This is a genomic window from Paenibacillus vietnamensis, from assembly GCF_020169515.1.
GTDB lineage: Bacteria > Bacillota > Bacilli > Paenibacillales > Paenibacillaceae > Pristimantibacillus > Pristimantibacillus vietnamensis.
This window is the reverse complement of sequence record NZ_JAHMHW010000001.1, coordinates 696109-709396: the sequence shown is the minus strand read 5'-3', so window position 1 is coordinate 709396 and position 13288 is coordinate 696109. Positions and strand designations below refer to the sequence as shown.

13 protein-coding genes are annotated in these 13288 nt (G+C 56.0%); all 13 read right to left on the bottom strand.

Going from position 1 to position 13288, the window contains the following annotated elements; translation table 11 throughout:
• A complete protein-coding gene (gene rimM / locus KP806_RS03085; protein ID WP_224722067.1) occupies positions 1 to 525 on the bottom strand; it encodes a ribosome maturation factor RimM in 525 nt (174 codons plus the stop codon).
• A gap of 170 nt (positions 526 to 695) precedes the next feature.
• Positions 696 to 926 carry a KH domain-containing protein gene (locus KP806_RS03080; RefSeq protein WP_224722066.1) on the bottom strand — a complete coding sequence of 77 codons (231 nt, stop codon included), beginning with the start codon at positions 924 to 926 and terminating at the stop codon, positions 696 to 698.
• A gap of 25 nt (positions 927 to 951) precedes the next feature.
• Positions 952 to 1224 (bottom strand): 30S ribosomal protein S16, encoded by a 273-nt coding sequence (gene rpsP, locus KP806_RS03075; protein ID WP_053375694.1) that lies wholly within the window; start codon positions 1222 to 1224, stop codon positions 952 to 954.
• A gap of 35 nt (positions 1225 to 1259) precedes the next feature.
• Positions 1260 to 2636 carry a signal recognition particle protein gene (ffh, locus tag KP806_RS03070; RefSeq protein WP_224722065.1) on the bottom strand — a complete coding sequence of 459 codons (1377 nt, stop codon included), beginning with the start codon at positions 2634 to 2636 and terminating at the stop codon, positions 1260 to 1262.
• A 24-nt stretch (positions 2637 to 2660) separates the two neighbouring features.
• Positions 2661 to 3023, bottom strand: a complete 363-nt coding sequence (locus tag KP806_RS03065; protein WP_224722064.1) for a putative DNA-binding protein — start codon at positions 3021 to 3023, stop codon at positions 2661 to 2663.
• Between the two features lie 164 nt (positions 3024 to 3187).
• The gene (gene ftsY / locus KP806_RS03060) at positions 3188 to 4192 is read right to left on the bottom strand and encodes a signal recognition particle-docking protein FtsY (RefSeq protein ID WP_224722063.1); all 1005 of its coding nucleotides are present in this window, start codon (positions 4190 to 4192) and stop codon (positions 3188 to 3190) included.
• 38 nt (positions 4193 to 4230) lie between these two features.
• Entirely contained in the window at positions 4231 to 7806 is a 3576-nt protein-coding gene (gene smc, locus KP806_RS03055) for a chromosome segregation protein SMC (RefSeq protein ID WP_224722062.1), read from the bottom strand.
• A gap of 219 nt (positions 7807 to 8025) precedes the next feature.
• Positions 8026 to 8724 (bottom strand): ribonuclease III, encoded by a 699-nt coding sequence (rnc, locus tag KP806_RS03050; protein WP_224722061.1) that lies wholly within the window; start codon positions 8722 to 8724, stop codon positions 8026 to 8028.
• On the bottom strand, positions 8714 to 9955 hold the full coding sequence (fabF, locus tag KP806_RS03045) for a beta-ketoacyl-ACP synthase II (protein ID WP_224722060.1): 1242 nt from the start codon (positions 9953 to 9955) through the stop codon (positions 8714 to 8716). The genes rnc and fabF overlap by 11 nt, the downstream gene beginning before the upstream one ends.
• A gap of 274 nt (positions 9956 to 10229) precedes the next feature.
• Positions 10230 to 10463: an acyl carrier protein gene (locus tag KP806_RS03040; RefSeq protein WP_224722059.1), complete on the bottom strand. Its 234-nt coding sequence runs from the start codon at positions 10461 to 10463 to the stop codon at positions 10230 to 10232.
• A gap of 92 nt (positions 10464 to 10555) precedes the next feature.
• Positions 10556 to 11305, bottom strand: a complete 750-nt coding sequence (gene fabG / locus KP806_RS03035; protein WP_224722058.1) for a 3-oxoacyl-[acyl-carrier-protein] reductase — start codon at positions 11303 to 11305, stop codon at positions 10556 to 10558.
• A gap of 33 nt (positions 11306 to 11338) precedes the next feature.
• Complete coding sequence (gene fabD / locus KP806_RS03030) at positions 11339 to 12262, bottom strand: ACP S-malonyltransferase (RefSeq protein WP_224722057.1); 924 nt, start codon at positions 12260 to 12262, stop codon at positions 11339 to 11341.
• 37 nt (positions 12263 to 12299) lie between these two features.
• On the bottom strand, positions 12300 to 13286 hold the full coding sequence (locus KP806_RS03025) for a beta-ketoacyl-ACP synthase III (protein ID WP_224722056.1): 987 nt from the start codon (positions 13284 to 13286) through the stop codon (positions 12300 to 12302).
• Positions 13287 to 13288 lie beyond the last annotated feature (2 nt).

Here is a 13288-nt window from a genome sequence, read left to right as displayed (position 1 = left end):
TTAAATCAATCCTTCCAGCAGCCGGACCGTTACAAGCTTGTCCGCCTTGTTCACACCAACCAGTACTTCGTCGATGACTGGGAGAAGGATCGGCTTGCCTTTTCCCTTCGGACGGTCTACGACCCATACATCGTTAGCTCCGGGGCTTAGTATTTCCGAAATGACACCGAGTTCTTCCCCTTCGACCGTCACGACTCGGCATCCGATAATTTCGTGATAATAATATTCGCCTTCGTCCAGCTCCTCGCGGTCGGCTTCCGACACCTTCAGCACCCAGCCCTTATATTTCTCCACGAGGTTAATATCGTTGAAGCCGTCCATCTTTACTATGTATACGTTCTTATGGGCACGGGAGCTCGCGACCCTCACTTCGAGCGAAGAGCCGTTCTCTTCGTTTTGCATCAGAAGCCTGCTCCCGGGGGCAAAGCGGACATCGGCAAAATCCGTCTGCGACAGCACCTTCAGCTCGCCGCGAATGCCGTGCGTATTCACTACTTTACCGACCGTAAACCATTTCTCGTTCATGACAACCAGCCCTTCATTTGTGTATAAGCGTATTATACATGCAAAAACGGCTCCGTTCCACGTCCCAGAACGAAGCCGTCCAATCATGCGCCAACGGCAGAAGTCTTCCTTACAATCTATCATAGAAAAAGGCCAGGATTTTATCCCGGCCTTCCTTGCTTTCGCGCGTATTAAGACATTATGTCAACGATGACGCGCTTTGACGATTTGACGGAAGCGGAAGTCACTACCGTCCGCATCGCCTTTGCTATGCGTCCTTGCTTGCCGATGATTTTTCCGATATCCTCGGGGTGAACCGAAAGCTCGTATATCGTGCTTCGGTCGTCATCCTTCACCTGCACTTGCACCTGATCGGGATGGTCGACCAAAGCCCTCGCTATGACAAGAATCAATTCCTTCATGACAAAGCCCTCCGCCGTTCAACAGTTATTTCTGTTGCTTAAGCTCATGGAACTTTTTAAGAACGCCAGCTTTGGAAAGCAGGTCGCGAACGGTATCAGAAGCTTGCGCTCCTGTTTGCAGCCATTTCAGCGCTTTCTCTTCGTCGATCTTAACTTGAGCCGGTTGTGCAACCGGGTTGTAAGTGCCGATCTCTTCGATAAAACGTCCGTCACGCGGCGAACGGGAATCCGATACGACTACGCGGTAAAATGGAGCCTTGTGAGCACCGATTCTTTTCAAACGAATACGTACTGCCATGATGATTCACCTCCTTCAACTAATAAATATAGGCTTTAAAACGGGAACTTCATATTTTTGCCGAGCAGGCCTTTCAGGCCCTTCTTGCCGCCCTTCGGTCCTTTCGGTCCGATCATGGACGAGAACTGCTTCATCATCTTCTTCATATCGTCAAACTGTTTAATCAGGCGGTTAACCTCGACTACCGTCGTGCCGCTTCCCGCCGCGATCCGCTTGCGGCGGCTGTGATTCAGCAGCTCGGGCTTCTGCTTTTCTTCCTTGGTCATCGAACGGACGATCGCTTCGACGCGTCCGATCTGCTTCTCGTCAACCTTCATGTCTTTCATGCCCTTCATCTTGTTCATGCCGGGCAGCATATCCATGATTTGGTCGAGCGGACCCAGATTTCTAACCTGCTCCATCTGCTCCAGAAAATCGTCGAACGTGAATTCCGCAGTGCGCATCTTCCGTTCCATTTCTTTCGCTTTTTCCGCGTCAATGTTGGACTGCGCCTTCTCGATCAGAGAAAGCATGTCGCCCATGCCTAGAATACGGGAAGCCATCCGCTCCGGGTGGAACGGCTCCAGGGAATCGATCTTCTCGCCCATTGCGGCGAATTTGATCGGACAGCCCGTAACTGCCTTAACCGACAACGCCGCACCGCCGCGCGTATCGCCGTCCAGCTTCGTAAGCACGACGCCCGTCAGCTCAAGCTGCTCGTGGAAGCTCTTCGCGACGTTGACGGCGTCCTGCCCCGTCATCGCATCGACGACGAGAAGCACCTCGTCCGGCTTCGTAATTTGATGGATTTGCTTCAGCTCCTCCATCAGCTCCTCATCGATATGGAGCCGGCCGGCCGTATCGATGATCACGTAATCGTTGCCGTTCTCCTTCGCATGCTGGAGGCCGGCGCGCGCAATTTCGACCGGCGAGGTCTTATCGCCAAGCGAGAATACGGGCGCCTTAATTTGTTCCCCGAGAACCTGCAGCTGCTTGATGGCAGCGGGACGGTAAATATCGCAGGCGATCAGCAGCGGCTTATGATTGCCCTTCTGCAATAGCTTGGCCAGCTTGCCCGTCGTTGTCGTCTTGCCCGCGCCCTGCAGGCCCGCCATCATAATGACGGTAGGGGGCTTATTCGCCTTCGCCAGCTTGCTCTGCGTGCCGCCCATAAGCTCCGTCAGCTCTTTGTTAACGATATCGATGACGACCATGCCGGGCGTAAAGCTTTTGGATACGTCCAAGCCGATTGCCTGTTCCTTCACCTTCGCGATAAAATCCTTCACGACCTTGAAGTTAACGTCCGCCTCCAGCAGCGCCAGCCTAACCTCGCGCATCGCCTCGTTCACATCGTCCTCGGTTACCTTGCCTTTGCCGCGCAGCTTGCTGAATACGTTCTGAAGCCGGCTCGATAAGCTCTCGAATGCTGCCATGTACCGTCACCTCCATTCTCTTATCTATTCCGTTATGTTAAATTGCGCAATGACATCGAACAGTGCTTGCCGCTCCCGCTCTCCGATCGATAGCCCGTTCACGCTTTCCGTAAGCAGAGCCGTCAACCGCTGCAGCTCCTCGTGCTTAGACAGCAGATTAAGCTTGCTCTCGTAGCCTTCGAGCACTGCTTCGGCGCGCTTGATATGTTCATATACCGCCTGGCGGCTAATGCCGAATTCCCCGGATATTTCGCCAAGCGAAAAATCGTCGTGAAAATAATATTTGAGAAAGGTCCGCTGCTTCTCTGTCAGGAGCGGCTCGTAAAAATCAAATAGTAGATTGATTCGGGTCGTCTTGGACAAGGCGTCTGGTTCGTTTGCTTTCATCCCGTAGCCCTCCTGCCGGATTGCCTTCACGCAGCCGTCAAGGTAAATTCCTTTACAGCTGACAACGTCTCTTATCATACCCGATCAGCAGAGCCGCTGTCAAGCTTTTGTCCTTGTCACCTGTAATTTGCCGTTTCCAGCCGCGCAAAAGGCAGGGAACCCGCTTATTCAGTTACTTTTCCCGGCTCGTCGGTCTCGCGCTGAATGAGCCCCGCGAACAAAGCATGGATAAACTGCTCGGAATCGAACTGCTGAAGGTCGCCCGTCTTCTCGCCGAGCCCGACCAGCTTGACCGGCAGGCTGAGCTCATTGCGAATCGCGATTACGATGCCGCCCTTAGCCGTGCCGTCGAGCTTCGTCAGCACGAGCCCGGTCACACCGCTTTTCTCGCCGAACAGTTTCGCTTGGCTGAGCGCGTTTTGTCCGGTCGTCGCATCCAGCACAAGCAGAACCTCATGGGGAGCATCCGGCAGCTCGCGCTTGATGACGCGGAAAATTTTGTTCAGCTCCTCCATCAGATTCGTTTTGTTCTGCAGCCTCCCTGCCGTATCGCACAACAGCACATCCACGCCGCGCTGCTTCGCCGCCTTCACGGCATCGAACATGACCGCTGCCGGATCGGAGCCCGCCTGCTGCTTGATGACGTCAACGCCGACGCGCTGGCCCCATACCTCCAGCTGCTCGATTGCGCCGGCACGGAACGTATCTCCCGCCGCGAGCAGCACGCTTTTGCCTTCGCTTTTTAATTTATGGGCAAGCTTGCCGATCGTGGTCGTTTTACCGACGCCATTAACGCCGACGAACAGGAAAACCGTAATGCCGCTTGACGCCATGCGCAGTCCGGACTCCTCGTCGCCCTTCATCAGCTCGATCAGCTTCTCGGATAAAACAGGCTGCAATTCGGCGGCATCCTCGATTTTCCGTTTTTTAACCTCGGCGCGCAGTTCGTCAATGAGCTGCATAACCGTATTAACGCCGACGTCGGCGCCGATCAGAATTTCCTCAAGCTCCTCGTAAAATTCTTCGTCGATTTTTTTGCGGCGGGTAATCAGCTCCTCCACTTTCTCAACGAACGCCGTGCGTGTTTTCGTTAAACCTTCCTTAAATATGCTCGTGACCGCTTCCGTCTTCGTTGCGATGCTTTCCTTCAGCTTCTTAAAAAAACTCATCGTTCCCTTTCCTCCATCCTCATTGCCGTACCTGTTTTTTATGCGGAAAATGGCTCGTCTTCCTCCAAGCGGACCGATACCAGCTTCGATACGCCGCCTTCCTCCATCGTAACGCCGTAGAGGACGTCCGCTTCCTCCATCGTTCCTTTACGGTGCGTCACGACGATAAACTGCGTAAGGCCCGAAAACTCTCTCAAATATTGGGCAAAGCGCGAGACGTTAGCCTCGTCAAGCGCAGCTTCGACCTCATCGAGCACGCAGAACGGGACTGGCTTAACCTGCAAAATAGCGAACAGCAGGGCGATCGCGGTCAAAGCGCGCTCGCCGCCCGACAGCAGCTGCAAGTTTTGCAGCTTCTTGCCCGGCGGTTGCGCGACGATGTCGATCCCCGTCTCGAGCACTCTATCCGGCTCCGCCAAAATAAGATCGGCGCGCCCGCCGCCGAAGAGCTTGCCGAAAACGACAACGAAATGGCCTCTGATCGCTTCGAACGTCGTTTTGAACCTTTTCGACATTTCATCGTCCATTTCCTTGATGACTTGATACAGCGTCGTCTTCGCTTCGATCAGATCGTCCTTTTGCGCGGACAAAAAATCGAACCGTTCCTTCACGCGTTCATATTCCTCAATCGCTCCCAAATTCACTTCACCCAGTGCGGAAATCTGACGTTTCAGATCGCGCACTTCATTTTGCGCTCCGACAACGTCTTCAGGCACCGGATACTGCTCCTTTGCCAGCTCGAAACTCAGCTCGTACTCCTCGCTCAGCTTCCTCAGCAAATTGTCCAGCTCAACGTCGAGCCGGTTGGCGGCAATTTCGGTTTGCCGCATTTGCTCCTCGACCAGGCGAAGCTGGGCGCGCTGCTCCTTCGTCTCGTTCTCGCCCTGATCCAGCTCGGCGATCCGCCGGGCGCGCGCCGCACGCTTCAAGTCCGTCTGCTCGGAGCACTGCTGCTTCTTCAGACGAAGATGGTTAAGCTGCTCGATTTGCTTGACCGTCTCCTCCGAGTGCCTTTCCAGCTCTTCCTCCTGCTGCGACGCCAGTGAACGAAGACTTCCCAGCTCCTCCTTGGCCCGCTGAATGTCGGAGCGGACCCTCGCCGCCCGATCCTCGAACGATTGCTTTTCCTGATCGGTCTTTGCCGCAGCGATTTTGATATCGGTAAGCTGGCCCTGCAGCTCTTCCTTCGCGGACTCGCTCGCTTTGCGCCTTTCCTCCGCCAGCCGGATCGCCTCCTGGAGCCGTGCCTCATCCCTCTCCAGCTGCTCCAGCTTCCGAGCAGCGGCCGCAGCTGCAGCCTGCGCATCCTTCTGTTCCGACGCATGCGTGCTGCGGTCGGCTGAATACAGCTGCTTCTGCTCGTCCAAATGCTTGGCTTCGTTGTTCAGCTGCTGCAGCTCCGCCTTAATCTGCTGCTCCTCGATCCTGCTCTGCTCGCTCGCAGTCCGGAGCTCTTCGATGTTATGGGAGCGTATGGAGTGCTCTTTGCGCAAATCGCTCAGCTTATGGCGAAGCTCCTCGGTCGTGCTGCGTGCAGCCTCAATCTCCCGGTCCAGCGCTTCGATCTGCCGCTGCCGTCCAAGCAGGCTGGCGCCTTTCTTCTGCAGGCTTCCTCCCGTCATCGATCCGCCGGCGTTGACAATATCACCGTCAAGCGTAACAACGCGGTAGCGGTACTGGCATCTGGACGCAATACGGTTCGCCTGTTCGAGCGTTTCGGCCAGCAGCACGTTCCCCAGAAGATTGTTCACGATCGCTTGATACTTGCTATCCGTGCTGACTAAATCCGCCGCTACTCCGACGAAGCCGTCGATCGCTTCAATATTGCGCTTCTCGTGCTCCGGCACCTGTCTGCCCCGGATGACATCGAGAGGCAGGAAGGTCGCTCTCCCGAGCTGCCTCTGCTTTAGAAAGCCGATTGCGGCCCGCGCCGATTTCTCGTCCTCCATGACGATATGCTGCAAAGCGCCGCCCAGCGCCGTTTCTACCGCCGTTTCGATTCGTTCCGGTACGCGCATGAGCTCCGCAACCGCGCCGTGCACGCCGGCAATTCCGCCGCTTCCTCGCCGCGAAGCCTTCAGCACTTCTTTAACGCCCTGCATGAAGCCGTCAAGAGCGTCCTGCATTTCCTTCATCGTATCCCTGCGGGAAATATGGCTGTCCAGCTTCTGCTCCCACTTGCGAAGCGCCAGAGTAACATCCTCCAGGTTTTGGGAGATCGTCTTTACCTGCTCCGCTTCCGATAACATCCGGTTTCTCGCCTGTTCCAGGCGGGCAAGCGTCGCCTCGAGCCCCGCCGACAGCTCGGAACGCCTTTCGTCCAGACGTGCCTGCTGCTCCTGCCATTTCGACTCGTCCTCGCTGATCCGCTCCATGCGCCGCTGCAGCGTTTCCTGCTGCTGCGACGCGTAACGGATTTCGTTCCGGTGCTGCGCCATCGCGCTCAGCACCTCCAGAAGCTCACCCTTCAGCGTCTCTTCCGCATCAGCGACCGCGCCGCCCGCAACGCCGAGCAGCCTTGCTTCCTCCTCGCCGATCCGCGCCCGCAGATCGGCCAGCTCCAACTGCAAAGAAGCCGCTTTGCTGCGAAACGCCGCCTCTTCCTGCGTCAGAGTTACGATGCGAGCGTCCAGACCGGTAACCGATTCCTCCAGCTGGCGTTTGTTCTGCTCCAGGTTGCGCTTTCGCTCCTTGAGTACCTCTCCGTATCCCTCGCATTTCTCGGCATCCTCGCTAATTTGCAGCATGAGCTCATGCAGTTGATCCAGCTCGGCTTCCAGCTCGCGGAGCTGCTGACGATCCTTCTCCAGATGGGCATCATGCTTGCTCACAACGGTCGACAGCTGCAGCTGCTCCTGCTTCAAACGCTCGAGCTTCGCGCTCGCTTCCGTCCAAGAGGCGTGTATTTGTTCAATGTTATGTACATACATCGAGATCTCTTTGGTCTTCAGCTGCTCCTTGAGCGATTTGAAGTGGATCGCTTTCTCCGACTGCTTGCGCAGCGGCTCGACCTGATCCTCCAGCTCGGTTACCAGATCGTGAATCCTGAGCAAATTCTGCTCGGTCTCGTCGAGCTTCTTCTGAGCTTCCCGTTTGCGGGCCTTATATTTGACGATGCCGGAGGCTTCCTCGAAAATACCGCGCCGATCCTCCGAACGCGTGCTCAATATTTCCTCGATCCGTCCTTGTCCGATAATCGAATAAGCTTCCTTTCCGATCCCCGTATCCATGAACAGCTCGGTAATATCCTTCAGCCTGCAAGGCTGCTTGTTGATCAAATATTCGCTTTCCCCGCTGCGGTGAACGCGGCGTGTTACGGTAACCTCGTTGTACTCCAGCGGCAAAGCCCCGTCGCCGTTGTCCAGCGTCAGCGAAACCTCGCTGTAATTAACCGCTTTGCGGGCGTCGCTTCCGGCAAAAATGATATCCTCCATCTTGCCGCCGCGAAGGCTTTTCGCGCTCTGCTCGCCAAGCACCCAGCGGATGCCGTCCGATATGTTGCTTTTGCCGCTGCCGTTCGGGCCGACGACCGCCGTAATGCCGGTTACAAATTCCATTTCCGTCCGATCGGCAAACGACTTAAAACCTGATAATTCAATCCGTTTCAGAAACATGTCCTGGTTTTCACCTCACCCCTCATTGTACCACATCTTGAAAGTCCTGATAACAATATCCCCAGCCCGTTTCCAGCGCCGGCGCCGACTTTCGGACGATATTCAAAGATGCCGGCTTCGCTGATCTCGCACCTTTGTCCGGTCTTTAAAATTCCACTAAAAAAAGAGCGTTCCCAGGTCCGCACAGACCTTAAGGAATGCTCTCATCAGCTTACGCGTTTACTCCTGCGACAGTTTGCGCCAGGCTTCCGCCGCCGCCCGCTGCTCCGCCTCCTTCTTCGTTCTGCCGCTTCCGTCGCCGTACCGTTCTTCTCCCAAATAAACGGCAACGACGAACTCCCTGTCATGCGCGGGACCCCGCTCCTCGATGATCCGGTATTCCACCGGTCCGAGTCCGTGATGCTGGGAGCGCTCCTGAAGCTTCGACTTCGAATCTTTCATGAGCAGGCCGAAATCGTTCGCATCCACAAACGGGAACATATGCTCATTCAGGAAGCTGCGCGTCCGGTCGATGCCGGCATCCAGAAAAATCGCGCCTATAAACGATTCGAACAAATCGGCAAGCAAGGCCTGCCTTTGCCTTCCGCCCAATTGCTCCTCCCCGCGTCCGAGCAGCACATGCGAGCCCAAATCCAGCCTTTCGGCAAATTGGGCAAGGGACGGCTCACAGACGATCGATGCGCGCATACGGGTCAGCTCGCCTTCAGGCCTTTGAGGATAGGTGGCGAACAAATACTCGGAGACTAGCAGCTGGAGCACGGCATCTCCCAAAAATTCCAAGCGTTCGTTATCCTGCGCGGAGCCGCGCTTATGCTCGTTCACATAGGAAGTATGGGTAAAAGCCTGCTTCAGCAGCTTCGTCCGCTTGAACGAAAGCTGCAGCCTTTGCTGCAGCTCTTGAAAGGTATCATGCTTCATATACTTTCATCACGATCGTCGCGTTATGGCCGCCAAAACCAAAGGAATTCGACAGCGCCGTTCTCACGTCCGCTTCGCGAGGCTTGTTAGGCACATAGTCCAAATCGCATTCCGGGTCCTGGTTATCCAAGTTGATCGTCGGGGCGATAATGCCGTTCTTAAGCGTAAGGCCCAAAATAACGGCTTCCACGCCGCCGGCGGCGCCGAGCAAATGGCCGGTCATCGACTTTGTCGAGCTTACCGCCACCTTATAGGCATGATCGCCAAGCGCTTTCTTAATCGCTTTCGTTTCCGAGCGGTCGCCAACCGGAGTGGATGTGCCGTGCGCGTTGATATAATCGATATCGGACGGGTCAATGCCTGCGTCCTTGATCGCTTTCGTCATGCAGCGGGCTGCCCCGTCCGGATCCGGCTCCGTCATGTGGTGAGCGTCGCCGCTCATGCCGTATCCGATCACTTCAGCGTAGATTTTGGCGCCCCGCGCTTGCGCATGCTCCAGCGACTCCAGCACCAGCACGCCGGCGCCTTCGCCCATGACGAATCCGTCACGGTCGATATCGAAAGGACGGCTCGCTTTCTCCGGCTCGTCATTGCGCACGGACATCGCGCGCATCGAACAGAAGCCGGCCATGCCGGTAGGCCTGATCGTCGCTTCCGCGCCGCCAGCGAGCATAACGTCGGCATCCCCTCGCTGAATCATTTTGAAGGAATCCCCGATGGAATGCGTACCCGTTGCACAAGCGGTTACCGCCGTGCTGTTCGGTCCCTTCGCTCCCGTAATCATCGATACCTGGCCGGAAGCCATGTTCGCGATCATCATCGGGATGAAGAACGGGCTCACGCGCTTCGGTCCCTTCTCCAGCAATATATTGTGCTGGTCCTCCCAAGTGCCGAGGCCGCCGATGCCGGAGCCGATCATAACGCCGACGCGCTCCGCGTCCGCGTTCTCTCCGATTCTCAAATCCGCGTCCTTGACGGCAAGCGTGCTGGCGACCGATGCGAATTGCACGAAACGGTCCATTCTGCGCGCTTCCTTCTTGTCCAGGCCGAAGTCCTCGGGATTAAAATTTTTGATTTCCGCCGCAATTCGCGTCGGATATTCGGAAAAATCGAACGCTTCCACAATGGAAACGCCTGACTTGCCTGCTAACAGATTGCTCCAAAATTGCTCCAAATCCGAGCCGAGGGACGTCATAACCCCCATGCCGGTAACTACAACTCTATGCTTCATTCCATTCACCTCTGCACACAGCATTGTTGATGACCATGCTCGCATCATCGCAACTATAAAAAGCACTAATGCTGATCATTATATGACAAGCGTAAGCGGTTGCCGCAGTCTGCAGGCGGTTACGCCTGTCTCGCGATGCAGCATAAACCGCTCATACGCTCAAACCCGTAAATGCTTATATTTAAAAAAGCTTGTACGCTTTCCATAATCGTTATTAATGAAAACGTTCCTTGATGGAGAGAAGTCCCGTTTGGAATAACGGGACTTGTCCTTCTTACGTATGAGATTGTATGTATTTAACTACTTCTCCCACAGTGGTGATTGTCTCTGCATCTTCATCAGAAATTTCCATATCGAACTCGTCTTCCAACTCCATGACCAATTCAACGACATCAAGAGAGTCTGCGCCGAGGTCATCTTTGAAGGAAGCTTCAAGAGTAACTTCCGCTTCGTCAACTCCCAGCCGGTCGATGACGATACGTTTTACGCGTTCTACTACTTCGGACATCCGGTTCACCTCCTCCATGGTATTATACGAGAATTAAAGACAAAATGCCATACGCAACCGTTTTAATTCCGAAACGCGGAAACCGTCTGCGGTTACATGTACATGCCGCCGTCTACATGAATGGTCTGGCCGGTCATATAAGACGAGGCGTCGGAAGCAAGAAACCGTACCGCATTTGCGATATCGGCGGCATCACCCAGACGGGCAAGCGGAATTTGTCCGGACAGCGACTGGCGCGTCTCTTCCGGAAGCTTGTCCGTCATCTCCGTCTGAATAAAGCCCGGAGCTACGCAGTTCACTGTAATGCCCCTGGAGGCAAGCTCCCTTGCGCTGGCTTTCGTAAGGCCGATTACGCCCGCCTTCGCCGCGACGTAGTTCGCCTGACCGGGATTTCCAAGCACGCCGACGACAGAAGAAATATTGATAATCCGGCCGGAGCGCTGCTTCATCATCGTGCGGGTAACCGCTTTGATGCCGTTGAATACGCCCTTAAGGTTCGTTTCGATAACCTGGTCGAACTCTTCTTCTTTCATCCGCATAATTAAATTATCTCTTGTAATGCCGGCGTTATTCACCAAAATGTCAAGCGCCCCAAATTGCTCAAGCACTTCCTTCACCATTGCATCGAACTCATCGGCCTTACCGACATTGGCTTTCACGACGACGGCGCGCCTTCCGCACGCTTCCACGGCGGCAGCCGTTTCAGCGGCCGCCGCTTCGCTGCCGGAATAATTAATGGCGACGTCAGCGCCGGCTTCCGCTAGCGCGATTGCGATCGCTCTGCCGATCCCCCTCGACGCACCGGTCACAAGCGCCTTCTTGCCCTCCAAGCTCGCAAACATGCAATTCCCTCCGTTTCGATAATTACAGTTCTGTTAAATCGCTTCAAGCGAGGCGATATCGTTGACCGAAACGACTCGCACGTTTTTGTCGATCTTCTTGATCAAGCCGGCCAGCACCGTGCCCGATCCGATTTCCACGAACGTGTCGACGCCTTGTCCGATCATATAACGGACGCTGTCTTCCCAAAGGACAGGCGAATACACCTGACGGGCGAGCAGGTCCCTGATCTCGTCCGCTGCCGTTACCTCTGCCGCCGTCACGTTCGCGACAACGGGAACGGAAGCGTCCCGCAAAGCCAGCTCCGAAAGGACTCCGCCCAGCTTCTCCGCAGCCGGCTTCATCAGCGAGGAGTGGAACGGTCCGCTGACCTCCAGCGGAATGACACGCTTCGCGCCCGCCTCCTCCTTGCCGCGCAAGACGACCGCCTGTACCCCGGCCGCCGTACCGGACACGACGATTTGTCCCGGGCAGTTTACGTTGGCGAGCTCAACGGACGAGCCTTCCGCCGTAATCGCGGAGCATAGCGACGCCAGCGCCTCTCGCTCCGCGCCGAGTACGGCCGCCATAGCGCCTTGGCCGCTCGGCACCGCCTGCTCCATAAACTCGCCCCGCGCGCGGACGGTTCGCACGGCATCCTCGAAAGATAACACGCCCGCCGCGACGAGCGCGCTGTACTCACCGAGGCTGTGGCCTGCGACATAGTCAGGCTTCAGCCCTTTGCCTTCCAGCGCTTCAAGCAGCGCCACGCTTACCGTCAGCAAAGCCGGCTGCGTGTTCGCCGTCTGCTTCAGCAACTCCTCCGGCCCTTCAAAAATAATCCCGCTCAGCGAAAATCCAAGTGCCTGATCCGCCTGCTCAAAAATCGAGCGGGAACGGTCGAAAGCCTCGTATGCGTCCTTGCCCATGCCAACTACCTGGGCGCCTTGCCCCGGAAATACAAAAGCCGTTTTACTCAAGCGAGCTTCCCCCTAAATAAGAGCATTCGTAATAAGATTACCAAATGAGTACCGATGCGCCCCAAGTCAGGCCGCCGCCGAAGCCTACCAGCACAAGGCAATCGCCTTCCTTCAGACGCCCTTCTTCGGCCGCTTCCGCCAGCGCAACCGGAATCGAGGCTGCCGACATATTGCCGTATTTATCAAGATTGATCATCGCTTTGTCTTCCGACAGATTCAGGCGGTTAAGCGCGGATTGGATGATCCGGATATTCGCCTGGTGCGGGACAAGCAGGTCGACATCGCCCTTTGCCAAGCCGGCCTTCAGCAGGGCGTCCTCGGCGGCGCTGCCCATAATGCGGACGGCGAATTTGAAGACGTCGTTGCCGGCCATATGAATGTAGTGCTGCTTGCCTTCAATGCTTTCCGCCGAAGCGGGAACCCTGGAGCCGCCACCGTGAACCTTGAGCAGCTCGCCGCCGCTTCCGTCCGCACCAAGCTCAAAGGAGCGGAAGCCGCGTCCTTCCTCAACCTGCCCGAGCACAACTGCACCTGCTCCGTCTCCGAACAGGATGCAGGTATTACGGTCCGTGTAGTCGGTGATGCGGGACAGCGTTTCGGCTCCGACGACGAGAATATGCTTGTACAAGCCGGAAGCAATCATGCTCGATGCCGTCGCCAGCCCGTATATGAAGCCCGAGCAGGCCGCCGACAGGTCGAATGCGGCAGCCTTTGTGGCGCCAAGCTTATCCTGCAGCAGACAGGCAGTCGAAGGGAAGAACATATCGGGCGTTATTGTCGCCACAATGATCAGATCGATATCCTCCGCAGTCAGGCCTGCCGCTTGAATCGCCTGGCGCGAAGCATGAAGCGCCAAATCCGAGGTCGCCTCTTCTGCGGCCGCCATGCGCCGCTCCCTGATGCCCGTCCGGGTCACGATCCATTCGTTGTTCGTTTCGACCATTTGCTCCAGCTCTTGATTGGTTAATATTCGTTCAGGAACGTATTTGCCCGTTCCGATGATGCCTACTGGATGTAAACTCATTA